This window comes from Microcoleus sp. Pol8_D6 (assembly GCF_036700965.1).
In the GTDB taxonomy this organism is placed as follows: Bacteria; Cyanobacteriota; Cyanobacteriia; order Cyanobacteriales; family Microcoleaceae; genus Microcoleus.
In genome coordinates this window covers 76,574-99,427 of record NZ_JAUBPW010000013.1, presented here as the reverse complement: position 1 = coordinate 99,427, position 22,854 = coordinate 76,574, and the positions used below count along the sequence as shown (strand labels likewise).

Annotated in this window: 35 protein-coding genes; 3 read left to right on the top strand and 32 right to left on the bottom strand. The window is 47.8% G+C overall.

Annotation, left to right across the window (positions count from 1 at the left end; genetic code table 11):
• Positions 1–156: 156 nt before the first annotated feature.
• The 30 genes from rpmE to rplC all read right to left on the bottom strand — a co-directional run bounded on the left by rpmE (position 157) and on the right by rplC (position 18,320).
• Positions 157–465: a 50S ribosomal protein L31 gene (gene rpmE / locus QUA10_RS08185; RefSeq protein WP_333059812.1), complete on the bottom strand. Its 309-nt coding sequence runs from the start codon at positions 463–465 to the stop codon at positions 157–159.
• A 317-nt stretch (positions 466–782) separates the two neighbouring features.
• On the bottom strand, positions 783–1,193 hold the full coding sequence (rpsI, locus tag QUA10_RS08180; protein WP_106147490.1) for a 30S ribosomal protein S9: 411 nt from the start codon (positions 1,191–1,193) through the stop codon (positions 783–785).
• Positions 1,193–1,648 carry a 50S ribosomal protein L13 gene (gene rplM / locus QUA10_RS08175; protein ID WP_172190410.1) on the bottom strand — a complete coding sequence of 152 codons (456 nt, stop codon included), beginning with the start codon at positions 1,646–1,648 and terminating at the stop codon, positions 1,193–1,195. Before rplM ends, rpsI begins: the two co-directional genes overlap by 1 nt.
• A 146-nt stretch (positions 1,649–1,794) precedes the next feature.
• Positions 1,795–2,637, bottom strand: coding sequence for a tRNA pseudouridine(38-40) synthase TruA (gene truA / locus QUA10_RS08170; protein WP_333082083.1), 843 nt, complete (start codon positions 2,635–2,637; stop codon positions 1,795–1,797).
• A gap of 29 nt (positions 2,638–2,666) precedes the next feature.
• The gene (gene rplQ / locus QUA10_RS08165) at positions 2,667–3,017 is read right to left on the bottom strand and encodes a 50S ribosomal protein L17 (protein WP_242719721.1); all 351 of its coding nucleotides are present in this window, start codon (positions 3,015–3,017) and stop codon (positions 2,667–2,669) included.
• A gap of 125 nt (positions 3,018–3,142) precedes the next feature.
• Positions 3,143–4,087 carry a DNA-directed RNA polymerase subunit alpha gene (locus QUA10_RS08160; RefSeq protein ID WP_202798589.1) on the bottom strand — a complete coding sequence of 315 codons (945 nt, stop codon included), beginning with the start codon at positions 4,085–4,087 and terminating at the stop codon, positions 3,143–3,145.
• A gap of 174 nt (positions 4,088–4,261) precedes the next feature.
• Positions 4,262–4,660, bottom strand: coding sequence for a 30S ribosomal protein S11 (rpsK, locus tag QUA10_RS08155; protein WP_006634980.1), 399 nt, complete (start codon positions 4,658–4,660; stop codon positions 4,262–4,264).
• Between the two features lie 84 nt (positions 4,661–4,744).
• Entirely contained in the window at positions 4,745–5,128 is a 384-nt protein-coding gene (gene rpsM / locus QUA10_RS08150) for a 30S ribosomal protein S13 (protein ID WP_006634981.1), read from the bottom strand.
• Between the two features lie 83 nt (positions 5,129–5,211).
• Positions 5,212–5,325 (bottom strand): 50S ribosomal protein L36, encoded by a 114-nt coding sequence (gene rpmJ / locus QUA10_RS08145; RefSeq protein ID WP_015178722.1) that lies wholly within the window; start codon positions 5,323–5,325, stop codon positions 5,212–5,214.
• 367 nt (positions 5,326–5,692) lie between these two features.
• Positions 5,693–5,917: a translation initiation factor IF-1 gene (gene infA, locus QUA10_RS08140; RefSeq protein ID WP_006276978.1), complete on the bottom strand. Its 225-nt coding sequence runs from the start codon at positions 5,915–5,917 to the stop codon at positions 5,693–5,695.
• A 293-nt stretch (positions 5,918–6,210) separates the two neighbouring features.
• Positions 6,211–6,795 carry an adenylate kinase gene (locus QUA10_RS08135; RefSeq protein WP_333082085.1) on the bottom strand — a complete coding sequence of 195 codons (585 nt, stop codon included), beginning with the start codon at positions 6,793–6,795 and terminating at the stop codon, positions 6,211–6,213.
• 5 nt (positions 6,796–6,800) lie between these two features.
• Complete coding sequence (gene secY / locus QUA10_RS08130; protein ID WP_333082087.1) at positions 6,801–8,105, bottom strand: preprotein translocase subunit SecY; 1,305 nt, start codon at positions 8,103–8,105, stop codon at positions 6,801–6,803.
• 102 nt (positions 8,106–8,207) lie between these two features.
• A complete protein-coding gene (gene rplO / locus QUA10_RS08125) occupies positions 8,208–8,654 on the bottom strand; it encodes a 50S ribosomal protein L15 (RefSeq protein WP_333082088.1) in 447 nt (148 codons plus the stop codon).
• Positions 8,655–8,800: 146 nt separating this feature from the next.
• Positions 8,801–9,349, bottom strand: coding sequence for a 30S ribosomal protein S5 (rpsE, locus tag QUA10_RS08120; RefSeq protein WP_190745441.1), 549 nt, complete (start codon positions 9,347–9,349; stop codon positions 8,801–8,803).
• 162 nt (positions 9,350–9,511) lie between these two features.
• Positions 9,512–9,874 (bottom strand): 50S ribosomal protein L18, encoded by a 363-nt coding sequence (gene rplR, locus QUA10_RS08115; RefSeq protein WP_333039624.1) that lies wholly within the window; start codon positions 9,872–9,874, stop codon positions 9,512–9,514.
• Between the two features lie 2 nt (positions 9,875–9,876).
• A complete protein-coding gene (gene rplF, locus QUA10_RS08110; RefSeq protein WP_333039622.1) occupies positions 9,877–10,425 on the bottom strand; it encodes a 50S ribosomal protein L6 in 549 nt (182 codons plus the stop codon).
• A 123-nt stretch (positions 10,426–10,548) separates the two neighbouring features.
• On the bottom strand, positions 10,549–10,953 hold the full coding sequence (rpsH, locus tag QUA10_RS08105) for a 30S ribosomal protein S8 (RefSeq protein WP_332978141.1): 405 nt from the start codon (positions 10,951–10,953) through the stop codon (positions 10,549–10,551).
• Positions 10,954–10,975: 22 nt separating this feature from the next.
• A complete protein-coding gene (gene rplE / locus QUA10_RS08100) occupies positions 10,976–11,521 on the bottom strand; it encodes a 50S ribosomal protein L5 (protein WP_333082089.1) in 546 nt (181 codons plus the stop codon).
• Positions 11,522–11,663: 142 nt separating this feature from the next.
• On the bottom strand, positions 11,664–12,026 hold the full coding sequence (gene rplX, locus QUA10_RS08095) for a 50S ribosomal protein L24 (protein WP_242719707.1): 363 nt from the start codon (positions 12,024–12,026) through the stop codon (positions 11,664–11,666).
• A 1-nt stretch (position 12,027) separates the two neighbouring features.
• Positions 12,028–12,396: a 50S ribosomal protein L14 gene (rplN, locus tag QUA10_RS08090; protein WP_006634991.1), complete on the bottom strand. Its 369-nt coding sequence runs from the start codon at positions 12,394–12,396 to the stop codon at positions 12,028–12,030.
• A 127-nt stretch (positions 12,397–12,523) separates the two neighbouring features.
• A complete protein-coding gene (gene rpsQ / locus QUA10_RS08085; RefSeq protein WP_015178711.1) occupies positions 12,524–12,772 on the bottom strand; it encodes a 30S ribosomal protein S17 in 249 nt (82 codons plus the stop codon).
• Positions 12,773–12,809: 37 nt separating this feature from the next.
• Positions 12,810–13,121 (bottom strand): 50S ribosomal protein L29, encoded by a 312-nt coding sequence (gene rpmC / locus QUA10_RS08080; protein WP_333082090.1) that lies wholly within the window; start codon positions 13,119–13,121, stop codon positions 12,810–12,812.
• Between the two features lie 160 nt (positions 13,122–13,281).
• Positions 13,282–13,701, bottom strand: coding sequence for a 50S ribosomal protein L16 (gene rplP / locus QUA10_RS08075; protein ID WP_333082091.1), 420 nt, complete (start codon positions 13,699–13,701; stop codon positions 13,282–13,284).
• A 114-nt stretch (positions 13,702–13,815) separates the two neighbouring features.
• Complete coding sequence (rpsC, locus tag QUA10_RS08070; RefSeq protein ID WP_242719701.1) at positions 13,816–14,544, bottom strand: 30S ribosomal protein S3; 729 nt, start codon at positions 14,542–14,544, stop codon at positions 13,816–13,818.
• A gap of 114 nt (positions 14,545–14,658) precedes the next feature.
• The gene (gene rplV / locus QUA10_RS08065) at positions 14,659–15,018 is read right to left on the bottom strand and encodes a 50S ribosomal protein L22 (RefSeq protein ID WP_006634996.1); all 360 of its coding nucleotides are present in this window, start codon (positions 15,016–15,018) and stop codon (positions 14,659–14,661) included.
• Positions 15,019–15,115: 97 nt separating this feature from the next.
• Entirely contained in the window at positions 15,116–15,397 is a 282-nt protein-coding gene (gene rpsS / locus QUA10_RS08060; RefSeq protein WP_006634997.1) for a 30S ribosomal protein S19, read from the bottom strand.
• A gap of 131 nt (positions 15,398–15,528) precedes the next feature.
• Positions 15,529–16,392, bottom strand: a complete 864-nt coding sequence (rplB, locus tag QUA10_RS08055) for a 50S ribosomal protein L2 (RefSeq protein WP_333057787.1) — start codon at positions 16,390–16,392, stop codon at positions 15,529–15,531.
• Positions 16,393–16,567: 175 nt separating this feature from the next.
• Positions 16,568–16,876 (bottom strand): 50S ribosomal protein L23, encoded by a 309-nt coding sequence (locus QUA10_RS08050; RefSeq protein ID WP_006634999.1) that lies wholly within the window; start codon positions 16,874–16,876, stop codon positions 16,568–16,570.
• Positions 16,869–17,501, bottom strand: coding sequence for a 50S ribosomal protein L4 (gene rplD / locus QUA10_RS08045; RefSeq protein ID WP_333082092.1), 633 nt, complete (start codon positions 17,499–17,501; stop codon positions 16,869–16,871). The genes QUA10_RS08050 and rplD overlap by 8 nt, the downstream gene beginning before the upstream one ends.
• Before the next feature lie 183 nt (positions 17,502–17,684).
• Positions 17,685–18,320, bottom strand: a complete 636-nt coding sequence (gene rplC / locus QUA10_RS08040) for a 50S ribosomal protein L3 (RefSeq protein ID WP_333039608.1) — start codon at positions 18,318–18,320, stop codon at positions 17,685–17,687.
• Positions 18,321–18,751: 431 nt separating this feature from the next.
• On the opposite strand from rplC, the gene QUA10_RS08035 reads away from it, so the two are divergent.
• The 3 genes from QUA10_RS08035 (at position 18,752) to QUA10_RS08025 (ending at position 20,528) form a co-directional block, all read left to right on the top strand.
• Complete coding sequence (locus QUA10_RS08035) at positions 18,752–19,228, top strand: NAD(P)H-quinone oxidoreductase subunit N (RefSeq protein WP_333082093.1); 477 nt, start codon at positions 18,752–18,754, stop codon at positions 19,226–19,228.
• A gap of 118 nt (positions 19,229–19,346) precedes the next feature.
• Entirely contained in the window at positions 19,347–19,949 is a 603-nt protein-coding gene (locus tag QUA10_RS08030) for a VWA domain-containing protein (protein ID WP_333082094.1), read from the top strand.
• A 72-nt stretch (positions 19,950–20,021) separates the two neighbouring features.
• Positions 20,022–20,528 carry a salt stress protein, Slr1339 family gene (locus tag QUA10_RS08025; RefSeq protein ID WP_333082095.1) on the top strand — a complete coding sequence of 169 codons (507 nt, stop codon included), beginning with the start codon at positions 20,022–20,024 and terminating at the stop codon, positions 20,526–20,528.
• A gap of 241 nt (positions 20,529–20,769) precedes the next feature.
• Here QUA10_RS08025 and QUA10_RS08020 read toward each other — a convergent pair whose 3' ends face one another.
• Both QUA10_RS08020 and QUA10_RS08015 read right to left on the bottom strand, forming a co-directional pair.
• Complete coding sequence (locus tag QUA10_RS08020) at positions 20,770–21,309, bottom strand: dCMP deaminase family protein (RefSeq protein ID WP_333082096.1); 540 nt, start codon at positions 21,307–21,309, stop codon at positions 20,770–20,772.
• Entirely contained in the window at positions 21,306–22,835 is a 1,530-nt protein-coding gene (locus QUA10_RS08015; RefSeq protein ID WP_333082097.1) for a thymidylate synthase, read from the bottom strand. The genes QUA10_RS08020 and QUA10_RS08015 overlap by 4 nt, the downstream gene beginning before the upstream one ends.
• Between the last annotated feature and the right edge of the window lie 19 nt (positions 22,836–22,854).

Sequence of the window (22,854 nt, the reverse complement as noted above, 5' to 3'; positions counted from 1 at the left end):
TTTAGATTTTAGATTTGAAGAACAGTTGGGATAGAATCTCGATCGAACTCAACTGCCTGTATAGCAAGTCTTCAATCTAAAATCTAAAATCCGAGGGCCGTAAGTTGCCAGTAGAAAGAACTACTCTCAACAAACTGCGGACAAATGACAATCCGGCTACTTCTTCTTTTTGCCTTTACCAGCAGCCTTAGCAGCGTCTGCTTTCGGATCTTCCATTTTTAGAGGTCCAGAGGAAGCATCTGCCTTCGGCATTTCTACCTCAGTCATGCCGTATTTCCGCATAAAGCGCTCCACACGACCTTCAGTATCAATAATCTTCTGAGTGCCAGTATAAAAAGGATGATTTCCCGACCACACATCAACTTGAAGCTTTGGTCTAGTGGAACCAACAGTCATTACCAGTTCCCCGTTGCAATAAACCTGAGATTCCGGATACCACTCAGGGTGAATGCCATCTTTTGCCATTGTTTTTTACTCTCTAATTTTTGACTTTACAACCATTTTAGCTGCCGCAGGACTTGTACACCAACAACAGCAGGATTTTTGCCTTATATCTGTTGGAACCAGGAATCAGGAATCGGAAATAAACTTCAAAAAAAGGCAGATAAAATCTGGATAGATAATTTTTGCCTTTTCCTTCGTCCTTCTTCCTTCTTCCTTCTTCCGTCAATCCGTCAATCCGAACTTCCGTTACATCCGTTACATCCGTTAAAAAATCCGTTGCCGAACTTCTATTACATCCGTTACATCCGTTAAAAAATCCGTTGCCGAACTTCCCTCGATTACCGCTTCGAGTATTGAGGAGCCTTGCGAGCTTTCCGCAAACCGTACTTTTTCCGTTCTTTTGCCCGCGGGTCGCGAGTCAAATAGCCCTCTGTCTTCAGAGGCTTGCGGTTGTCCGGGTCTAATTGACAAAGTGCTCTAGCGACACCCAAGCGAATCGAGTCAGCTTGGCCTGTCAACCCGCCGCCTTCTACTTTCACCAAAATATCGTACTCATTTTCCAGACCCAAAGTTTCCAGAGGAGCCTTAGCGAGAGCCAAATAAGTAGGGTTGAATTGCAGGTACAAATCCCCCTCTTTACCATTGACAGTCAATATGCCAGTGCCCGGAACCAAGCGCACCCGCGCTACTGAACATTTGCGCCGACCGGTACCCCAGTACACAGCGCGGCCGGTATCTGTTGCTTGCATTAGTCATTTCCTCCCGGAATCGTGTGAACAATTAATTCTTCTGGTTTTTGAGCTTGGTGCGGGTGGTTGGGGCCAGCGTACACCTTCAGTTTAGTAAACAGTTGTCTGCCTAGAGAAGTGTGAGGTAGCATTCCCCGAATAGCTTCTTCGACAATTCTTTCGGGCAAACGTGCTTGCAATTTGGCAAAAGTTTCTGTTTTCATGCCGCCGGGTCTTCCAGAATGGCGGCGGTAGATTTTCTGGGTACGTTTTTTGCCAGTAACAGCGATTTTGTCGGCATTGATGACAATTACGAAGTCGCCGGTATCCATAGAAGGAGTGTAAGTCGGTTTGTGTTTCCCCCGGAGGTACATGGCAACTTCAGTTGCCAGACGGCCCAGCCGCTGGTCGGCGGCATCGACCACGTACCACTTGTGCTCTAGGGAGTCTTGAGTAGGGACGTAAGTTTTGTTCATTGTTTGTTGTTAGTTGTCTATTAACTGTTAACTGTTGTCAATTGTCAGTTGTCAGTTTTTAATTGTTAGTTGTCCTTAGTTTTTTATTAGTAGTTACCTAATGACTAATGACTAATGACTAATGACTAATGACTAATGACTAATGACTAATGACTAATGACTAATTTTGGCTGAGTGTCGTACCAGACCTCTGGGGGAAAGGGAAATTCTGAGTAGCCAACCCGCAGCAGGCACAAACCTTGAGCGGGAGCGGCATATTTTACCATTTCTCGGCGTTCGTTGACCCAGATATCTGTGAAATTGTCGATCGGCCTTTCCCCTTGACCCACCTGCACCAGCAACCCCACCAGCAGCCGCATCATCCCGTACAGAAACCCGCTCGCCTGAACCTCAATATAGATAAGAGGCCCAGAACGCTGACACTCTGCCGCTTGTACGTCCACCCAGGAATGGGGGCGGGCAGACCCCGCGCGGTGAAAAGCAGCCAGGTGATGCCGCCCGATGAGCGGTGTCAAAGCTGTCTGAATCAAAGATTCATCCACAGGGGCGTGATAGCAGTGCCAAGCAAAAGGACGCACAAACAAATTAGGGGTCGGATCTGTATAAATGGTGTAGCGATAGCGCCGCCAACTGGCTGAGAACCGAGCGTGCCAGGTAGGTTCCACCTTTGCCGAAGCTCGAATTAAAATATCTTTTGCCAGTCGAGAGTTGAGAACGCTTGCCCAGCGGTGAGCCGGAATTGGGCCGTGGGCGTCAAAATGGGCTACTTGAGCAGCGGCGTGAACTCCCGCATCGGTTCTCCCGGCAGCGTGCAGCGTTACCGGGCGTTCCAGAACAGTCGATATTGCTGTTTCAATTTCTTCTTGTACTGTACGCTGGTTCGGCTGTCGCTGCCAACCGTGAAAGTTAGTGCCGAGGTATTGGATTACTAGAGCAACGCGCTTTATCGATTGGGGATTTTCGATTGGGGATTTTGGATTGTCAGTCATAAATCACAAATCTCCAACCCAAAATTGAATTAAACCAGTTCAACGATCGCCATTTCGGAATTGTCTCCCTGACGGGGGACTGTTCGCACGACGCGGGTGTAGCCACCGTTGCGCGATCCATACCGTTCTTGTGCCGCCTCAAACAAGGCGTGTACTAACTGTTTATCGTAGATATAGCCCATAGCTTGGCGGCGAGCGGCCAAGGAGCCATCTTTGGCCAGGGTAATCATCCTGTCCGCCTCTGAGCGCAACGCTTTGGCGCGAGCTAGAGTGGTAGTGATTTTACCGTGGCGGATTAATTCGGTGGTCAGCGAGCGCAGTAGGGCGCGGCGCTGGTCAGCCGGTTTGCTGAGTTGGGGAACGCGACAGCGGTGACGCATAGCAGTTGGTAATTGGTAATTGGTAATTGGGTGCCGGGATAGTCCGCGAGTTTTGAGCGGTGAATTCTTTAACTTAAAAACTCACCTACTTAAAATTCAGAACTTTTTTACCCGTTACCCGTTGATTAACTTTTAGCTGATTTTTCCTGTGGCAAGGTAATGCCCAAGCGTTTTTGTAAAGCTTCAATCACTTCTTCGGCGGACTTCTGCCCGAAATTCTTGATCTCGAGCAAGTCTTCTTGGGTATAATCCAATAAGTCTGCAACTGAGTTGATCTGAGCCCGCTTGAGACAGTTGTAAGCCCGGACGGACAACTGCAATTCTTCGATCGGAATTTGGCTGGTAGGATCGGCTTCACCTGGATACTCTGGTTTGAGAGAATCTTGGGTGATGTCTTTGAGAGGTGCAAATAAATCTACCAGGATGTTGGCAGATTGACTCAAAGCTTCTTGAGGAGTGACGCTGCCATCAGTCCAGATTTCCATAATCAGCCGATCTTTCTCGACCGTACCGCCTACCCGAGCATCTTCAACGCTGTAGTTGACTCTGCGAATCGGCATAAAGATGGCGTCAATTTGGAGAAAATCCAAAGCCGATCCATCATCGCGACTGCGGTCTACTGCTCGGTATCCGATGCCTTTTTCAATTCTGAATTCCATTTCCAGAACTGAGCCGGGGGAGAGAGTTGCAATGTACTGGGATCGATCGATCAATTCCACCTCTGAGGGCAAATCGAATCGATCGGCCGTAACTGTTACAGGCCCCTCAATCCGCAACCTGCCGATTTGCGGCTGCTGAGAATGAGTTTTGAGGACCACCTCTTTCATGTTCAGGAGAATTTCTAGAACATCCTCACGTACCCCTTCGATCGTGGCAAACTCGTGATTGACGCCCGCGATTCGGACTGAAGTTACTGCTGTTCCTTCCAAATTTGACAGCAAAACTCGCCGAAGCGCATTCCCAACAGTTGTTCCTTGACCGCGATCGAGCGGTTCCAGGACAAATTTTCCGTACTGACTGCGGTCTTTGTCAGTGTTAGACTCTATACATTCAATTTGAAACTGCGCCACGGAGTGACCTCCCTTTTCCACTTTGGATTTTTGATTTTGGATTTTAGATTGCAGAGCATACCCCTGAACGGATTTCGGATTTTGGATGGACGGGGCAACAGTTAGAACCATTAGTTTTTGACTTTAAGCAGTTAGCCATTATCCAAAATCTAAAATCTAAAATCTCAAATCGTTTTAGACTCTACGCCGCTTGGGAGGGCGACAGCCGTTGTGAGGAATTGGGGTAACATCTCTAATCAGGGTGATTTCCAGTCCCGCCCCTTGCAGCGCCCGGATTGCAGTTTCTCTACCTGCTCCAGGCCCGCTCACCATTACTTCTATTTGGCGCATTCCTTGGTCGTTGGCTCTGCGGGCAGCACTTTCTGCTGCTGTTTGAGCGGCAAAGGGAGTTCCCTTTTTAGCTCCTTTAAAACCGCTGGAACCTGCCGATGCCCAGGATATCACTTCGCCGTTGAGGTCGGTAATAGTTACTATCGTGTTGTTAAAGGTAGACTGGATGTAGCCTACCCCATTGGGTACATTCCGTTTCTGCTTTTTTGCACCAGATTTCTTGCCTGTTTGTTGTCGCGCCATATTAGTCTCTTTAACGTTTCTCTCAACTAATGTCCCGAAGCGCTAGGAGCCAGCAGCCCCCAGCGTATTTTTCCCAAAAAGATGTTACTTCTTGGAAGGTGCCTTTTTCTTGCCCGCAACTGTTCGGCGGACGCCACGACGGGTTCTGGCGTTGGTACGGGTTCGTTGTCCCCGCACCGGCAGACCCAAACGGTGACGCCGACCGCGATAAGTTCCGATGTCCATCAGGCGCTTGATGTTCATTGACTCCCAGCGCCGGAGGTCTCCTTCGATTTGGTATGTTGTTTCTACATGAGCCCGCAGAGCTGTCACGTCGGCCTCTGTTAAATCCTTGACGCGAGTGTCAGGATTTACGCCTGTTGCAGCAATAATTTTTTGAGCCCGCGACAAGCCTATTCCGTAAATGTATGTCAGACCTATTTCGACGCGCTTATCGCGTGGAAGGTCTACCCCGGCAATCCGTGCCACACTTTTTGTCTCCCTAGTTTTCCTGTTTGGCTACAATGTTCAATTAGGATGCACCTGCGTGCATTGCCCAATCTTCCTTTTTTCTAACCTTGGCGCTGTTTGTGTTTCGGGTTAGTGCATATCACCATCACTCGACCGCGACGGCGGATGACGCGACATTTCTCACAAATTTTTTTGACAGATGCTCGAACTTTCATCTTTCTTCCTGCCTGGAGAACCCCGCTCTACCGGAGAGCAGGCACGCTGGGACTGCCCGTAGAGCGGTGGGAGGAGAGGCTGGGCAAGGTGTAGGCCTCTCCTCGATTAAATTGTATAAAGTGCGGGTTGTTTCATGAAGGAGCCCGCTTGCACCCACTCCCATTGCTGGGTAAAGTTCGCCTGCGCCAGAGTGTTGGCGAGCGATTCTTTTACGGTGTAACAATGACTTAACCCGGTACACCGGTGGGTTGTTGACGCCCTTCTCGGCAACACTACAAACGTAGCATTATAGCATAAATTTGAAGCTTTTTACCAAATTCTCTCTAATTAAACTTAGAATTAGTTTTTAGAAAGTTTTATCTAAGCCTATTTTTTCCGAAGGCGATAAGTAATCCTGCCTTTGGTCAAGTCATAGGGAGTCAATTCGACTTTGACGCGATCGCCAGGCAGAATTTTGATGTAGTTGCGGCGGATCTTGCCGGAAATGTGAGCCAGCACGTTAAACCCATTATCTAGGTCAACGCGAAACATCGCATTGGGCAGGGATTCCGTCACGGTCCCTTCCATTTCAATTAAATCTTGCTTAGACAATTTGGTATTTACCTCAACTCTACATTTGATTAACTAGGAGTGTCCCGGCGTTGGCCTCAAAACCTATTTACTGGTAGGAGTCAAACGGGAACGAGGGGCAATAATTAGGGCGACTCGATCAACTTAAAGACTCAATTAACCGCTCACTTTGGCTTTACTTGAGTAAAATTGTGGCAATTAGTATCGAGTTCAATCCGGTCTCTAGCAACCCTCACAAAACCTGATAGCACAAAAAGCTCCTAGTTAACATATCTTAGCAAAAGCTTGTGAGTAACAAGCTGTATTGAGAGGGTTCAAGAGTCGATCGAGAGAGCTTGCTGCAGTTCTGCGGTGATTAATTCCATGTCGCGATCGCCATCAACCGCAACTAACTGTTGGCGGGCGCTGTAAAACTCAATCAAAGGCTCAGTTTGCTCGCGATAAACTTGCAACCTCCGGCGGATCGTCTCCTCATTGTCATCGAGGCGACCCCGCGACAGCAGGCGAGCCACCAAAATGTTGTCAGGCACCTCCAAATTGACAGCTCTGAGATCGCAGTCCTTACCAGACGTACTTCCCCCAGCACCCCTAACATCACAAAGGAGTTTGTCAAAAAACGCTGCCTGTGCCACAGTGCGGGGAAAGCCGTCCAGAATCCAACCAGCACTAGCATCTGGTTGATTCATGCGTTCTTGCACGATATCCATCAATAACTCGTCGGGAACCAACTCACCACCATCCATGTAGGCTTTCGCCTTTAGACCCAGGGCAGTTTTGGCAACCACGCAGGCGCGCAGGATATCGCCCGTAGAAATGTGGGGTATTTTCCAGTGAGCGGCTAATATCTGAGCCTGAGTTCCTTTTCCCGCCCCTGGAGGCCCCATAAAAATCAATTTCATTGCGATTACTTCACCATTCCTTCATATCGCTGGGAGATGACGTAAGTTTGAATTTGCTTAGCAGTTTCGATCGCCACACCTACTAGAATCAGTAGGGAAGTTGCGCCAAAACCTCTAAAAGTTTGCACACCGATCGCGCTTTCTACAGCAGTTGGTACAATAGCCACCAGACCGAGAAAAATCGCTCCCAAGAAAGTCAAACGGTTCAAAACCTTCTCCACATAATCACTCGTTTTCTGACCCGGACGAATTCCAGGAATGCTAGCGCCCATTTTCTTCAAGTTCTGAGACATATCTACGGGGTTGACAATCAACGAAGCGTAGAAATAGCTGAAGAACAGAATCAAAGTTAGATAAAACAGCGCGTAAGCCCAAGGGGCAGGGCCGTTCGGACTCAAAACATTAGCAACTTGAACCAAAAACGGGTTATTGAGAGACTGAGCGAGGAAAGAAGGCACAATCAACACCGAAGATGCAAAAATAATCGGCATCACTCCACCTTGATTCAAGCGCAGGGGCAGATAACTCCGGCTCTCCCGATAAACTTTGCGGCCGACTTGGCGACGTGCCGAAATAATCGGAATGCGACGAGTACCTTCCTGAACAAAAACAATCCCAACAATCGTTACCAAAAAGACCAGCAGCAGAACGACTACGCGGCCGACAACTTGCGTGTCGCCGCTTTGAGCCAATTCAAAAGTTTGTCCCAAAGAGCGCGGCAATACCGACACAATATTGATAAAAATCAGGAGCGACGCTCCGTTCCCGATACCTCGTTCCGTCACCACTTCCGATATCCACATCACAAACATTGAGCCGGCTGTCAGAGCCAAAGCAGTTTGTGCTATGAATAAAGGCGCTGGAGATTGAGCAAAAGGGCTGACCCAAATCGCAATGCCAATACTTTGCAGAATTGCCCAGCCCAATGAAACGTAGCGAGTAATTTGAGAAATTTTGCGTCGCCCTGCTTCTCCTTCATTTTTCTGCAAGTCTTCTAAGCTTGGCAGAGCCGCAGTTAGAAGTTGCACAATAATTGAAGCATTAATGTAGGGCAAAATCCCCAACGCGAAAATCCCCAACGCTGACAAGCCGCCTCCTGAAAACAAGTCCAGAAAGCCAATTAAAGGGCTATTTTGGACGTTTTGGGCAAAGGCGACTCGATCGATGCCGGGGACTGGCAAGTGGACACCCAGGCGTACTAAAATCAGTAAGCCAACGGTTACGAGGATGCGGCCTCGCAAACCAGCAGCTTGAGCCATCTGCATGAACGTCTCTTGTGCAGTTGGCGCTTTCTCTCTACTAACGTCCATAGTTACGATTTTGGATTTTAGATTTGGGATTTTCGACTAAATCATTTTCTGATAGCAAGCTTGAGGATTTGAGATTTGGACAGACTCTCAAACCTCAAATCTTCACGCAACTAATTCGCAACTTCCGCCTGCAGCTTCAATTTTGGCGCGAGCACCTGCGGTAAAAGCCGAGGCGCGCACTTGCAAAGGTACATTCAGTTCACCATCTCCTAAGATTTTCAGCGGCCCGTCGTCTGTGGTGACAATTTTTGCTTGGATCAGAGATGTGAGAGTAACTTCGGTGTTTGCTGGCAGCGATGCTAATTTACTCACATTAATGGTAGTGTACTCTTTCCGGTTCACTAGAGGGAAGCTTTTCAACTTGGGGAGACGGCGGTAGAGAGGATTTTGACCTCCTTCAAAACCGGGTCTAGTGCCGCTACCGGCTCTAGATTTTTGACCGCGCATCCCTTTGCCGGAGCTCGCGCCTTGACCGGCAGAAATACCTCTGCCCAAGCGTCGGGGGCGCTTTTGGGAGCCTGCTTTGGGTCGGGCGTCTTGCAATCTCATAGTTTTAGTAATTGGTAATTGGTAATTGGTATTTAGAGAGGGGGTACGCAGTAGTTTTGAGTGCGTGAGTTTTAAGTTGCAGATTTTTTTATTTTCACCGCAAGCACTTAACACTCAAAACTTACAGTTTCCCATTCTCGCGTGCCCTAACCGTAGAGATTTTCTACTGGAATTCCGCGCTCTTGAGCAACTTCGGACAAGGTGCGGAGGGTGGAGAGGGCATTGACTGCGGCTCGGGCGTTGTTTAAGGGATTTCCAGAACCTAGCTGTTTGGCTAAGATGTTGCGGACTCCTGCTAGTTCGAGAACAGTTCGTACTGCTCCCCCTGCAATTACCCCGGTTCCTGGAGCGGCCGGCCTCATCATCACTTTAGCTCCGCCACCGTCACCGTTGATGGGGTGAGGGATGGAGTTAGATTTGGTGAGGGGGACTTCAATTAGGTGCTTTTTGCCGTCAGCAACGCCTTTTTTAACGGCACCGATTACGTCGCTAGCTTTGCCGACTCCTACTCCAACTTGACCGCGTTCGTTGCCAATAATGACTATGGCGCGGAAGCTGAGTTTTTTACCACCTTTGACTACTTTGGTAACGCGCCGAATCTGAACAACCCGTTCTTGCCATTCGGATTCTTTTTCGCGCCCTTTGTTGTTGCTGCTGCTTTTTTTCTTGTTGCGCTGTTCTTTTTGTTCTGCCATAGTTTTGTCCTGTGGGAATTAGTAATTGGTGAAAGGCGATCGGCAAGTGGTAATTGTTTGAGTAAAAAGTAAAAATAGAAGAAATCTGGATTTTGCCTTTTAACTTTCAACTTTTGACTTTTTACTTTTTAATTACTCATTACCCGCTACCCATTACCCCCTCTAGAAGTCTAACCCCGCTTCGCGAGCTGCTTCTGCGAGGGCTTTGACACGACCGTGATAGAGGTTGCCCCCCCGATCAAATACGACTTTGACTATGCCAGCGCTGGAACAGCGTTTGGCAATCAACTGACCGACTTGCACGCTCGCGGAGCAGTTGCCCCCAGAACTGAGAGTTGACTTCAATTCGGGATCGAGGGTTGACGCGGCGGCCAAAGTGTGCTGGGCGGTATCGTCGATTACTTGAGCGTAGATGTGCTGCTCTGAGCGAAATACCGCTAATCTGGGACGTTCGGCGGTGCCGAACACCTTGCGCCGAACACGGCGGTGTCTGCGCTGGACTGATTCTTTGCGAGTAAGCTTCATTGTTACTTCTTACCTGTTTTGCCTGTTTTACCAGCTTTGCGCCGGACGACTTCGCCGCTGTAGCGAATGCCTTTGCCTTTGTAGACTTCGGGCGGACGCACTGCGCGGATGCGGGCTGCTGTATTGCCTACGAGTTCTTTGTCAATGCCGGAGACAATGACGTTGGTGTTGCCTTCAACTGCCATTGTGATGCCTTCTGGAGGGGGCATTTCAACGGGTTTGCTGTAACCGACGTTTAAAATCAGGTTCCGTCCTTGAACCTGTGCCCGATAACCTGTGCCGATAATTTCGAGGCGCCGCTGAAAACCTTGAGATACACCTTCGACCATGTTGGCGACTAGGGTGCGGCACAATCCGTGCAGTTGTCTGGCGACGCGAGATTCGTCTCGGCGGGTAACGAGTAAAGTCTCGCCTTCAATTCCCATGAGGATTTCGGCTGGAATCACTCGGGAAAGTTCACCTTTGGGCCCTTTGACGGCTACTTTTTGGCCGTCTAGGGTGACGGTGACTTTCGTGGGGATGCTAATCGGACGCTTGCCAATTCGCGACATAGTTTTTTTGTCCTTTGTTTTTAGTTATTAGTCCTTGATTATTAGTGCTTAGTTATTAGTCCTTAGTTATTGATTTTTGAGTCTCTTGCCAACGACCAGTGACTAATGACTAATGACTAATGACTACCAAACATAACAAAGCACTTCACCGCCCAAACCTTGGCGTCGAGCTTCTCTATCCGTCATAATGCCACTGGAGGTGGAAATAATGGCTATGCCAATTCCGCCTAATACTCTGGGCAATTCTTTACGGTTCGAGTAAACGCGCAGTCCTGGTTTGCTGACTCGCTTAAGTGCCGTGATAATGGGCTTGCGAGTTTTACCTTTGTACTTTAGAGAAAGCACTAAATGTCGCTTGATCCCTTCTGGTTCTGCTTCTTCAAATTCGCTGATAAATCCTTCACTTTTGAGGACTTGGGCGATGCTGCGGGTCATTTTTGTAGCTGGAATTTGCGTTGTTTGGTGGCGCGCCATGCAAGAATTGCGAATGCGCGTCAACATATCTGCTATGGTATCGTTAGCTGCCATCTTTTGCTTCTTACTCTAGTGCTTAGTTGTCCCGGAACGGCATTCCCATTTCTTTAAGCAAGGCGCGTCCTTCTTCGTCGGTGTTTGCTGTGGTGATAATTGAAATGTCCATGCCTCGAATTTGATCGATGCGGTCATATTCTATTTCTGGAAAAATTAGCTGTTCTCTCAGACCCAAGCTGTAGTTGCCGCGCCCGTCGAAGCTTTTGGGGCTGATGCCGCGGAAGTCGCGAATTCGGGGGAGTGCGAGGTTGATCAGCCGATCGAGAAAATCGTACATCCGATCGCCGCGCAGCGTCACCATAACGCCGACGGGTACTCCTTTGCGGATTTTGAAGCCTGCGATCGCTTTTTTCGCCCGCGTTACCACTGGTTTTTGCCCGGTGATGATGCTAATTTCGTTGATCGACGAATCCAGTGCCTTAGCGTTTTGAGATGCTTCTCCCAAACCTCGGTTCACTGTGACTTTAACGAGTTTGGGCACCTGATGGATATTAGTATATTTAAACTGATCCATCAGTGTGGGAACGATTTTTCCTTGATAAAGAACTTTGAGTTTGTCCGGCATAGTTTTTGTGTTTCGTTAACTGTCCCTGGGCTTGGTCAGGGAATTTGTCGATTGTCCGTCCCACCGATCTTAGCTGTTAGTTATGAGTTGAAAAGTCACTTGTCAGAAGGCGGACTAATGACCGATGACTGATAACAAATCACTATTGATCGATGATTTCTCCAGTTTTTTTGAGCTGTCGCAGTTTCCGACCGTCTTCGCTAAATGTATAGCAAACGCGGCTAGCTATTTTTTCTTTTTCGGAATAGTGCATGACGTTTGAGCTGTGAATGGGAGCCTCAAACGTCAGTATTTTCCCGGACTCTCCCTCTTGCTGGGGCTTGACGTGCTTTGTTCTGATGTTTACACCTTTAACAATTACTTTGCTGACTTTAGGATATGTCTTTAAGATTTCTCCGACTTTTCCTTTCTCTTTGCCAGTAATTATTTGCACGGTATCGCCTGCTTTGACGTGCATTCTGTAGCGCTGCGGCTCGCTAGTTGGTTTACCCTTTTTTCCGTACATTTTAAAGTACCTCCGGGGCTAAGGAAACGATTTTAGTAAAGTTTTTGTCGCGCAATTCGCGGGCGACGGGGCCGAAGACGCGAGTGCCTTTGGGGTTGCCGTCTACGTTGATAATAACGGCGGCGTTATCGTCAAAACGAATGCTCATGCCACTGTCGCGGCGCAAACCTTTGCGGGTTCTGACAATGACAGCCCGAACGACATCGGATTTTTTGACTGCCATATTGGGGATGGCGTCTTTGACGACGGCAATGATGACATCGCCGACTCCGCCGTAGCGACGGTTGCCGCCTCCCAATACGCGGATGCACATGAGTTTGCGGGCTCCGCTATTGTCGGCGACATTGAGGTATGTCTGGGGTTGAATCATGGTGATTGGGGAAAAGGTAATTTGATGCTTGCTAACTGCTAAATGCTAATTGCTAATTGATGGGTAATCACAGAGTTGATCGATTGATTAGACCATCGCACACTTCAAAGCAATTAATAATTAACTGTTAGCCATTTTTTGCACCGAAAATCTCAGCAACCGTCCAACGTTTGGTTTTGCTCAGTGGGCGAGTTTCAGTGATGCGGACACGATCGCCCGATTTGCACTGATTTTCTTCGTCATGAGCTTTGTACCGCTTGGTGCGGACTACGATTTTGCCGTATTTGGTGTGGGAGGAGCGGTTTTCGATTGCTACCACGACGGTTTTATCCATCTTGTCGCTGACTACTACGCCAACTCGTTCTTTAATTGCCATAGCTACCTATTTTTGTTGTGCAATTGACTGTTTTTAGCTACTGTGCGATCGTCGGCTCGGCTGCTTCTGACTCTTGGCTGACTGCTGCGGTTGCAGCAGGCTGTGCTACCTGTTTAGATGCGGCTAATTTTTCTGCCACTTCTTTCTCAGCAACGATTTGGCGCTCGCGTTCAACTGTCATCAATTGAGCTAGCCGATGTTTGGCGTGCTTGAACAGGTGAGGCTTTTCCATGCGGCCGGTAGCTTGCTGGAGCCGCAATTCCATTAGTTGGCGCTTGACGGCTAAAATTTGCTCTGCTACGGCAGCATCGCTTAATTCTCTAGCTTCTTTAATCTTGGTCAAAGACATAATTGTGTGCTTTCTCGTTAGCGAGCGGTATGACAGAAGACAGAATTGTCTCGCTTGGCTGAAGGTCGAAGGAAAGAAAAGTTATGAAAGCCAGATTTTAAATTGCTGTAGCTGTTTAAAATGCTGATTAATACAGACCTAATTCTACCTTCGCTCTTCGCTATGACTGGTCTTCTTCGCGAGTGATGAACTTGGTTTTAATTGGTAATTTGAAAGATGCCAAACGCATTGCTTCGCGGGCAGTTTCTTCACTTACGCCGCCAATTTCAAACATTACCCGGCCGGGTTTGACCACAGCAACCCAAAACTCAGGATTACCTTTACCGGAACCCATCCGGGTTTCTGCTGCGCGCTGGGTGACTGGTTTGTCGGGAAAAATGCGAATCCAGATTTTGCCGCCCCGGCGGATATAGCGGGTCATGGCGCGCCGTCCGGCTTCTATTTGGCGAGAAGTGATCCAGGCGGGTTCGACAGCTTGGAGCGCGAAGTCGCCAAAGCTAACTGTATTGCCGCGGGTGGCAATACCGCTCATTCGCCCGCGCTGTTGTTTGCGGAATTTTGTTCTTTTAGGGCTTAACATGGCTTTGGGAGTTGGGTAATTGGTAATTGGTAATTGGTAATTGGTGATTGCTAATTGCTAATTGGTTTGGAACAACTCACACTTAACAAATGACAACTAACAGTTAACAATTAGCTAGCCTTCGTTCGATCGATCTTCAAAGTTCTGGCGGCGGCGCTTTTGTTTGGTGCGGGGCACTGCTGCATTTGGTGCAGCCTCTTGTTCCTGTCCGGGAATAATTTCGCCTTTGAAAACCCAAACTTTAATGCCCAGAATACCGTAGATGGTTTGAGCAGTGCAGTAGGAGTAGTCGATGTCTGCCCGCAGCGTGTGCAAGGGGACTCTTCCTTCCCGTGTCCATTCCGTACGGGCAATTTCTGCACCGTTGAGGCGTCCACTGACTTGAATTTTGATGCCTTGGATGCCGACTTTTTGGGCGCGGGTGATTGCTTGGCGGACGACTCGGCGGAAGGATACGCGCCGTTCTAGTTGCTGAGCGATGTATTCCGCGATCAGTGTGGCATCGGCGTCTACTCGCTGGACTTCGACGACGTTGATGCGGATTTGGCGGTTGCTACCGAGTTGCTGCTGCAAACCGACGCGCAAGGTTTCGATGCCTGCTCCGCCGCGGCCTACGACAACGCCTGGTCTGGCGGTGAACACTTCTAGGTCGATTTGATCGGCTTTCCGCTCAATTCTGACCGAGGAAATCCCAGCATTGCTGAGGGTTTTACGAACGTACTTGCGAATTTTATAGTCTTCTTGCAAGAGTTCTGGATAGTTTTTGGGATCAGCAAACCAGCGAGAGCGGTGCTCTTGGGTAATGCCGAGGCGAAAACCAATTGGATGTATTTTTTGGCCCATAATAGTTGATGAGTTAATTGGTAATTGGTAATTGGTAATTGGTAATTGGTAATTGGTGATTACCCATTTTTTTCAACTTTAAGCTGTTTATTACCTCTTACGTTCTTCCCTGGTTTAGTTTTCTACAAGCGGAGCTACTACTACGGTAATGTGACAGGTTGGCTTGCGGATTTGGTAGGCGCGACCTTGAGCGCGGGGTCTAAAGCGTTTGAGGACTGGGCCTTGGTCTGCGTAAGCTTGAGAAACTACCAGCTTGGATTTATCCAATCCTGCGTTGTGTTCGGCGTTGGCTACTGCTGATCGCAAAACTTTGACAATTGGTTCGCAGGCGCGGTAGGGCATGAATTCGAGTAAAATCAGCGCTTCTTGGTAGCTTTTGCCACGAATTTGGTCGAGGACTCGGCGCACTTTGAAGGGGGATGTCCGGATGTAACGGGCGATCGCCTTAATTTCGGATGTGGTATCTATAACCATTTCGATTTGGGTAATTGGTAATTGGTAATTGGGAAAAAGGTAATTGGTAATTGGGAAAAAGTTTGTCCGATTACCTATTACCTGTCACCTAATTCGGCTATCTTTTTGCCTTTTTATCACCACTTTTCGCGTGACCTCTAAAGGTGCGAGTGGGGGAAAATTCTCCGAGTTTGTGACCTACCATTTGGTCGGTGAGGTAGACGGGTACGTGCTGTCTGCCGTTGTGAACGGCGATCGTGTGACCTACCATTTGGGGCAGGATGGTGGAAGATCGCGACCAAGTTTTAATTACTTGTTTTTGACCGGCGGCGTTGAGTTTTTCGATTTTTGTCATCAGAGCATCTGCGACAAAAGGCCCTTTTTTTAGCGATCGAGACATGATTTTTGTAATTAGTAATTAGCAGTTGGAATTGAATGGGGAAGAAAGTCGGAGGAATAAAAGAGCGCGGAAAACTGTTTTGTTGTTCCTTCTTCCTTCTTCCTTCTTCCTTCTTCCTTCTTCCTTCTTCCTTAACTTTGTCTGCCGCCCTTGCCGCGCTTGGAAGCTTTGCGGCGGCGGCGGACGATTAAAGCGTCGCTGCGCTTGTTTTTGCGTCGAGTTTTTGCACCCAATGCTGGTTTACCCCAAGGAGTGACAGGCCCCGGACGTCCGATGGGAGCTCTGCCTTCGCCACCGCCGTGCGGGTGGTCTACCGGGTTCATGACACTACCGCGAACGGTGGGTCTGCGACCTTTCCAGCGGGTGCGACCTGCTTTACCCAGGCTGATGTTTCTGGCGTCGGTGTTGCCGACTTGACCGATGGTGGCGTAGCAGTCGGCGCGGACTTTGCGCTGTTCGCCGGATGGCAGTTTGAGGGTGACGTAGCTACCTTCTTTTGCCATTAGCTGAGCGCTGGAGCCGGCGGAGCGAACGATTTGTCCGCCTTTTCCGGGTACTAGCTCGACGTTGTGGATGCTGGTACCGAGGGGAATGTTCTTCAGGGGGAGGGCGTTACCGATTTCGATCGGCGCGTCTGGGCCTGAGACAATTACTGTACCGACGTTTAAGTTGAGCGGGTGCAGGATGTACCGTTTTTCGCCGTCTTTGTAGAACAGGAGGGCGATGCGGGCGTTGCGATTGGGGTCGTATTCGATCGCCTTGACGGTAGCGGGAATGCTATGTTTGTCGCGGCGGAAGTCGATGTCTCTATAAAGCCGTTTGTGACCGCCTCCCCGGTGGCGACAGGTGATGACGCCTCGGTTGTTGCGGCCTTGTTTGGTGTGTTTATTGCTGGTTAGAGACTTTTCTGGCTCTGATCTGGTAATTTCAGCAAAGTCCGAGACGGTTTGTTCTCGGGTGCTGGAGGTATAAGGTCGGTAAGAACGGATGCCCATAATCGATCTATTTTAGATTTTGGATTTTGGATTTTGGATTTGACGTTTATCGATTTTAGATTTTAGGTTGAAGATTGGCGATGTTTGGTTAACTTACGAGTTTTCTGGTTCGAGAATTTCCACCAGTTAACCGCAATTTAAAATCTAAAATCTAAAATCTAAAATCCAAAATCGTCTAGACTTCTGGGAATAGGAGTTTGCGGATCGAGTCTCCGTCGGTCAGAGTTACGGTTGCTCGCTTGTAACAAGGTTTAAAGCCGACGAATTTGCCAACTCGACGCTTTTTACGCGGCGGGTTTTGGGTGTTGACGCCGATGACTTTGACCTTAAATAGTTCTTCGATTGCAGCTTTGATTTGAGGCTTCGTCGCTTTGGGGGCTACGTCGAATGTGAATTGATTTAATTCCATCATTCGGGTAGCTTTCTCGGTGAGAATCGGACGCTGGATCAAATCTGCGTAGTCGCGGGGGTCGATTTTACTCACCGTAAATCTCCTGAATTTTAGCTATGGCTGTAGATGTGACGATAATTTTGTCAGCCGCGAGAACGTCGTAAACATTCAGGGAGGTTGCCAAGATGACGTTTACTAATTCGATGTTGCGTCCGGATAAGTAGACGTTTGGTTGCGGTTCTGGCAAGATTAACAGAACTTTTGTATCGGGTTCGATGCCCCAGCGGCCGATCGCACTCAGCAATTCTTTGCTTTTCGGTCTCGGAAATTGCTCTGCAAATTCTTCAACCACAATGATGTCTTCGGTGCGACTTTGGAATGCTGTCCGCAAAGCGAGACGGCGTTCCTTTTTGTTCATTTTGACTTCAAAGTCTCTCGGTTTTGGTCCGAAGATGACACCGCCGCCCCGCCACAGCGGAGAACGGATTGAACCTGCTCTGGCTCGGCCGGTGCCTTTTTGACGCCAAGGTTTACGGCCACCGCCTCTAACTTCCGATCGAGTTTTGGTGCAAGCATTTCCTTGACGAGCGTTATTCAGTTGCCGCGTCAATGCTCTGTGAACGATGTGAGACGCATTTTCTTCTTTGGCTACGCGCAGTTCTAAAGTTGTTTCTCCAACTTCTTCGCCTTGCCAATTTCGCACTACACAGTTAACCATATCTTTTGTCCTTTGTCTGTTGTTAGTTGTCTGTTGTTAGTTGTCTGTTGTCTGTTGTCGGTCGTCTGTTGTCTGTTCTCAGGTCTTAGTTTTCAGCTCTTAGTTTTCAGCTCTTAGTTCTTGCTTGCTACTAACGGCCAACCACTATCTACTGACTGCTGACTACTGACTACTTACTACTGACTAACGTCCTACTTTTTTCTCAGGCACAACATTGACTAAGGCGCCAGCTTTGCCGGGAACTGCTCCCTTAATTAGCAGCAAATTCTGCTCTGTATCCACCCGGACAATTGTTAGTTTGCGGACGGTGACTTGAACGTTGCCCATACGTCCTGCCATTCTTTTGCCGGGATAAACGCGACCGGGAGTAGTTCCAGGCCCGATCGATCCAGGCTCGCGGTGGTTCTTGGAACCGTGAGACATGGGGCCTCGTTTAAAGTTGTGGCGCTTTTGAAAACCTGCAAAACCTTTACCGATGCTGGTACCGATGACATCTACTATTTGTCCCGGTGTAAAGGTATCTGCTTTTAGTTGTTGACCTAATTCAAATGAACTGGTGTCTTCCAATCGGTATTCCTGCAAGTGGCGCAATGGATTCGCCCCCGACTTGGCAAGGTGTCCTAGTTCTGGCTTGTTGAGAGCCTTTGGTTTGACTTCGTTGTATCCAACTTGAACGGCACCGTAGCCGTCAGTTTGTTTTGTTTTGATTTGAGTTACTGTACAAGGCCCTGCTTGTATGACGGTGACGGGGATGGCTCTCCCTTCGGCGTCAAACACTTGAGTCATGCCTAGTTTAGTGCCAAGAATGCCTACAGACACGGATTTTCTTCCTTTTATTTACGCAAGAGGTTTCGGATTGCGAAATTTACGTCAATCCGCTTGCTCTTGTGCAGAAACATTTATTTCAATGTTCCTGCAATTAACTGTTATCAACCAACAGCCTTCCTCGGTGTTTAAAATTTGAGTTTTAAATTTGGGAGCGAGCTTGTGGAAGTCTTGCAAGGGTTGAGATTCGCGGCTTTTTACCGACTCGATCTCCGAGTTTTGTCTCGGTCTTGCTTGTTTGTGCCAGGACTTGAGCAGCAAACCACTCAGTATCCTTTACGGCGACAATTCACAATAGTACATGAAGTGTTTGCCGTTTGTCAAGGCCGGGATGAGAATTTTTAGGCTCAACTTTAAGATTTATAATATTTCCAGCTCGCAAGCAGCGATCGACCAAATTTTGATACAGCAGGAAACACAAATTTATGGGACTGATTACGACGGGATCTGATCTGATTCGGGATTTGGAAAAGTCGGGGTCGCTGGCCCTGTACGTTCCTTTAGAGGGAGGATTTGAGGGGCGCTACCTCCGCAGGCTGAGGGCTGCGGGCTACGGTGGGTACACGATTTCGGCGCGGGGTTTGGGCGATTTGGCGATGTATTTAACGGGGGTTCACGGCGTGCGGCCGCCGCATTTGGGCAAGAAAACTACTGGCAACGAAGCGGCTGTTGGTTATACATACTACGTGCCACCGATGTTGAAAACTCAATTAGACAATTTGCCACCTAAAGCAAAAGGACTGGTGCTGTGGATTATTGAAGGGCAGATTTTGTCGAGTCAGGAGATTGAGTATTTGACTGTTTTGCCGACGTTAGAACCGCGGGTTAAAATAGCAGTGGAGATGGGGGGCGATCGAGCTTTTAGCTGGAAGCCACTTAAAGATGCTTTAGTTGCAGCTTAAATTCCGGTATTTGCGATCGCAAATCAACTAAAAAACGCAGCGAGCAACTAAAGCTCAACAGCTTCTGCTCGCTGGTTTTGATATTTTTGGGAAAAACTTAATTAACAGGAAAAATCTTATGCTTCAGAATCGCGATTATATCATCATTGACAAAAGCGGTAGTATGTACACAAAAGACCAGATGGGCGGTAAAAGTCGGTGGGCGCTCATGCAAGAATCGACGATCGCATTGGCGAATAAATGCGAAGAACTCGATCCTGATGGCATAACAGTTTATGTGTTTTCCGGTCGCTTCAAGCGCTACGACAACGTAACATCAGCTAAAGTCGTGCAAATTTTCCAAGAAAACGAACCTTCGGGAACTACGAATTTAGCGGCAGTGCTGCAAGACGCTCTGAACAGTTATTTTCAGCGCAAAGCATCCGGTAAGACCAAGCAAAATGGGGAAACAATATTAGTGGTGACGGACGGGGAACCGGACGATCGCAAAGAAGTGATGAAAACTATTATAGAGGCTTCTCGGAAGCTCGATCGAGATGAAGAGTTGGCGATTTCTTTCATTCAAGTAGGGGATGCGCCGGAAGCTACTAAGTTTCTCAAGATATTGGATGACGAACTGCAAAGCGCCGGGGCTAAATTCGATATCGTTGATACTGTCACGATGGATGATATTGAAGGAATGACCCTGACAGAGGTATTGCTGAATGCAATAACTGATTGAGGAGGCGGGCGAAGTTCACGCGATTATATTTGTGCTAGTTGAGCCAGCAGCATTTTTTAGGGGGTTTAAGTTATGGAATCTATCGAGCGCCTGTTAGGTGAACTTAAGGCAGAGTATCAAGCATCTCAAAAAAATGCTGAGTTGAAAAGTCAGACACCAGTGCAAGCACAAGCGCCTGTAGCACAAGCAGCAGTGCCGTCAAATCAAACATTTAAAACATCAGATATAAATTTGTATGCTAGTCCTTTGGATAAGGATTTGGCTCAAATTAAGGCTGAGTACGAAGCGCAAAATAAAGCTCAGGAAGCGGCTTTACAGCAACCGCTTAAGGCTGAACACGAAGCACAAAATCAAGCTCAGGAAGTAGCTTCACTGGAACCACAGCCAGCAGAAAAAGTCGCGGGGCCACAGTGGGACGTACAAACCCACAGACAGAAAGTTAGGCAAGCTCAGGTTTGGCTGAAAAAGTTGGATAAAAATTCCGATGAGGGATATTGGTTCGATCAGTTTGCTTTTAAGTATTCTTCGAGGATAGATGCGGCGATCGACTATTTGCAAGCTGTGAATGAGTTTGATTGATTGAACTACACGGTATTCACAATTTGTCAGGACGTTTTTTGGTTAATCCCCATCTCTATTTTTTGTAAGGACACAGCACTGCCGTGTCCTTACAAAGCGTAAAATAAATATCATTTGTATCACGCGGGATTTAGGATACTGCACTGCCGTATCCCTACAAATTACCAGCAAATAAATATCATTTATAGGAACACAGCACAGTTATTTCCTCTGGCGGCAACAACCACGAGGAGGATTGATACTATACTAATTTTTGGGACACAGATGTAGGATTTAACAAAAACAAAGAGGCTTTTTTGGCTGTATCTTCAGATAGCTTAATTTGTTTTAACTCAACAATACCTTCACTGATAAAAGTATCTCTCAAAGCAGCTTTTTCTCCGCTGTTAAAACTCGTTTCGTAAAACACTTCTCTAATTCCAGCGGCAATGACTAATTTCAAACAATAGATGCAGGGTTCTAAGGTGACGTAAATACTAGCCCCAGCAGTAGATATACCGTGTTTAGCAGCTTTGGCGATCGCATTTGCTTCCGCGTGAACCGCCCTTGATGGCAAAGTTTTGCTGGCGTCGCAACTACTCAAACCAGGATAGCAGAAGCCTTGAGTAGTACAGTGTGCCGAACCAGACGGCGAACCGTTGTAACCCGTTGCTAAAACTTGCCTGTTTTTAGTGATCACCGCGCCTACAGGAAAAGCCAAACAAGTCGATCGAGTAGCAGCCAATTTTGCTAACATTAAGAAGTATTCGTCCCAAGTCGGTCTTTCTTCTTCTAGATTCATTTTCTATCCTGAATGTATTGGTTGCTGGTTTTCAGACACTCGGCCGCCTTTTGCAATTCTATTCCCAAATAACCAATATGATCGGGTTGGATGGCAGGGGAAGCCGCACAAATTTCTCGCACTAACTTGAGAGGGTTTTTTCCAGAATAACAGGTGACAACTTCGCCGCTGCCGGGGGTGGTTTGCGTGACAACTATTTGATTGTCGGCTACTTCAACTAAAAAATTGCCTGCTGCATCGAAAAAGTCTCGATCTTCGCAGATTTTAGCATATTGGGTTTGAATTAGTCGATCGGCATTTTCAAAGGTATCGTCATACAAGTGAGCCGATTGACTCAGCGTTACCAACGGGCCCATTGTCAAATTATAATCGGAACGCCTCGCAATTTCATCTCGAATGTGCTGCTGCAAAGCCCGCAAACCCATTGCATTTGCCGGCCACGCCGCAAACATATCGTTACTGCGGAGAGTTGCAGTTAGAGATATTTCACCGTCTACAACTCGCACCCAAATGTGATTTAAACAAGGACTGCCGCTGTGCTGGTGGTCGGATGAACCGTCAGGCCTTCTGTTAATATTTCCGCCGGCATCCCACAAACTAATTACAGCACTTGCTGCGTCAATTTCTTTAATTAGTTTGGCAATAACTTCTTCAATTTGATCTCGTCCAAACCACGACCGCATCCGCTGTGCGTAGGTATATTTAATGCCTTCGTTATACGGGGCATCTTCCAGCATTTGCGGTTTGTACTGTTCGAGGAAATCACGGTCTATTGGTAAGTAATTCGGTTCTGGAAAATAGAACTCCGCAGGTTCATCTGTAATCACTGCCATTAAGTCGATTAATTCTTGCCACTGTCCGTCGTAACCAGTCGGCCTTAAGGTGCCAGTGGTCTTAATTCGGTGGATGATTTTTACCCAAGTTTCGGCTATAGTTTTGCCTTCGATTCTGTGTCCGTATTTCTGACCGGGGAGTACAGTCGGGACGATTTCGACTAACGGAAAAGTTACGGTTTCTCCCCAAGGTTCAACAGATTCTTTTTGGGCAAAAGACTTGACAATAGTCACTGTTTCTGCTATGTTATTTGCTTCTTTCCATTCTATTGAATGACGCAAGAGTTCTAAGGCTTCTGCTGCTATTTCAATATCAATGTAGCCAAATATTGAAGATTTAATCAGCCAGCAATCTCTACCAGTATCGCTTTTGCCTGCTTCAAAGCCGTTGCGAAAAAAGTCGATCAAGCACGCTGCCGCACCCGAATTGCGGTCTTCTTTCGTAGCGTTGAGAATTACTAAAAAGCGGACGTGGGGATTGCACAGCAAGTTTCTAATTAAGAAGTTGATGCCGCGAGTAGGAGAGTACAGTTGTCCGATCGCAGCATATTCTTGAGCTTGTAAATGTTTGCCGATCGCACTTTTTACCGTCCAACCGCTGACAATGGCTGTTTGCCCCGTTCCGCAAATTAATTGATTTGGTTTATATAGGGGTTTGTACTCAAACTTATTGACGAGATTTGTGGCTGTCATGGTTTACCGTTTTTTGCAC

Excerpts from the sequence above, each read along its gene's own strand:
- rpmE (WP_333059812.1), bottom strand. The coding sequence starts at position 465 with ATGGCAAAAGATGGCATTCACCCTGAGTGGTATCCGGAATCTCAGGTT.
- rpsI (WP_106147490.1), bottom strand. The coding sequence starts at position 1,193 with ATGCAAGCAACAGATACCGGCCGCGCTGTGTACTGGGGTACCGGTCGG.
- rplM (WP_172190410.1), bottom strand. The coding sequence starts at position 1,648 with ATGAACAAAACTTACGTCCCTACTCAAGACTCCCTAGAGCACAAGTGG.
- truA (WP_333082083.1), bottom strand. The coding sequence starts at position 2,637 with ATGACTGACAATCCAAAATCCCCAATCGAAAATCCCCAATCGATAAAG.
- rplQ (WP_242719721.1), bottom strand. The coding sequence starts at position 3,017 with ATGCGTCACCGCTGTCGCGTTCCCCAACTCAGCAAACCGGCTGACCAG.
- rpsK (WP_006634980.1), bottom strand. The coding sequence starts at position 4,660 with ATGGCGCGACAACAAACAGGCAAGAAATCTGGTGCAAAAAAGCAGAAA.
- rpmJ (WP_015178722.1), bottom strand. The coding sequence starts at position 5,325 with ATGAAAGTTCGAGCATCTGTCAAAAAAATTTGTGAGAAATGTCGCGTC.
- QUA10_RS08135 (WP_333082085.1), bottom strand. The coding sequence starts at position 6,795 with ATGAAATTGATTTTTATGGGGCCTCCAGGGGCGGGAAAAGGAACTCAG.
- secY (WP_333082087.1), bottom strand. The coding sequence starts at position 8,105 with ATGGACGTTAGTAGAGAGAAAGCGCCAACTGCACAAGAGACGTTCATG.
- rplO (WP_333082088.1), bottom strand. The coding sequence starts at position 8,654 with ATGAGATTGCAAGACGCCCGACCCAAAGCAGGCTCCCAAAAGCGCCCC.
- rpsE (WP_190745441.1), bottom strand. The coding sequence starts at position 9,349 with ATGGCAGAACAAAAAGAACAGCGCAACAAGAAAAAAAGCAGCAGCAAC.
- rplR (WP_333039624.1), bottom strand. The coding sequence starts at position 9,874 with ATGAAGCTTACTCGCAAAGAATCAGTCCAGCGCAGACACCGCCGTGTT.
- rplF (WP_333039622.1), bottom strand. The coding sequence starts at position 10,425 with ATGTCGCGAATTGGCAAGCGTCCGATTAGCATCCCCACGAAAGTCACC.
- rpsH (WP_332978141.1), bottom strand. The coding sequence starts at position 10,953 with ATGGCAGCTAACGATACCATAGCAGATATGTTGACGCGCATTCGCAAT.
- rplE (WP_333082089.1), bottom strand. The coding sequence starts at position 11,521 with ATGCCGGACAAACTCAAAGTTCTTTATCAAGGAAAAATCGTTCCCACA.
- rplX (WP_242719707.1), bottom strand. The coding sequence starts at position 12,026 with ATGTACGGAAAAAAGGGTAAACCAACTAGCGAGCCGCAGCGCTACAGA.
- rplN (WP_006634991.1), bottom strand. The coding sequence starts at position 12,396 with ATGATTCAACCCCAGACATACCTCAATGTCGCCGACAATAGCGGAGCC.
- rpsQ (WP_015178711.1), bottom strand. The coding sequence starts at position 12,772 with ATGGCAATTAAAGAACGAGTTGGCGTAGTAGTCAGCGACAAGATGGAT.
- rpmC (WP_333082090.1), bottom strand. The coding sequence starts at position 13,121 with ATGTCTTTGACCAAGATTAAAGAAGCTAGAGAATTAAGCGATGCTGCC.
- rplP (WP_333082091.1), bottom strand. The coding sequence starts at position 13,701 with ATGTTAAGCCCTAAAAGAACAAAATTCCGCAAACAACAGCGCGGGCGA.
- rpsC (WP_242719701.1), bottom strand. The coding sequence starts at position 14,544 with ATGGGCCAAAAAATACATCCAATTGGTTTTCGCCTCGGCATTACCCAA.
- rplV (WP_006634996.1), bottom strand. The coding sequence starts at position 15,018 with ATGGTTATAGATACCACATCCGAAATTAAGGCGATCGCCCGTTACATC.
- rpsS (WP_006634997.1), bottom strand. The coding sequence starts at position 15,397 with ATGTCTCGATCGCTAAAAAAAGGGCCTTTTGTCGCAGATGCTCTGATG.
- rplB (WP_333057787.1), bottom strand. The coding sequence starts at position 16,392 with ATGGGCATCCGTTCTTACCGACCTTATACCTCCAGCACCCGAGAACAA.
- rplD (WP_333082092.1), bottom strand. The coding sequence starts at position 17,501 with ATGGTTAACTGTGTAGTGCGAAATTGGCAAGGCGAAGAAGTTGGAGAA.
- QUA10_RS08035 (WP_333082093.1), top strand. The coding sequence starts at position 18,752 with ATGGGACTGATTACGACGGGATCTGATCTGATTCGGGATTTGGAAAAG.
- QUA10_RS08030 (WP_333082094.1), top strand. The coding sequence starts at position 19,347 with ATGCTTCAGAATCGCGATTATATCATCATTGACAAAAGCGGTAGTATG.
- QUA10_RS08025 (WP_333082095.1), top strand. The coding sequence starts at position 20,022 with ATGGAATCTATCGAGCGCCTGTTAGGTGAACTTAAGGCAGAGTATCAA.
- QUA10_RS08020 (WP_333082096.1), bottom strand. The coding sequence starts at position 21,309 with ATGAATCTAGAAGAAGAAAGACCGACTTGGGACGAATACTTCTTAATG.
- QUA10_RS08015 (WP_333082097.1), bottom strand. The coding sequence starts at position 22,835 with ATGACAGCCACAAATCTCGTCAATAAGTTTGAGTACAAACCCCTATAT.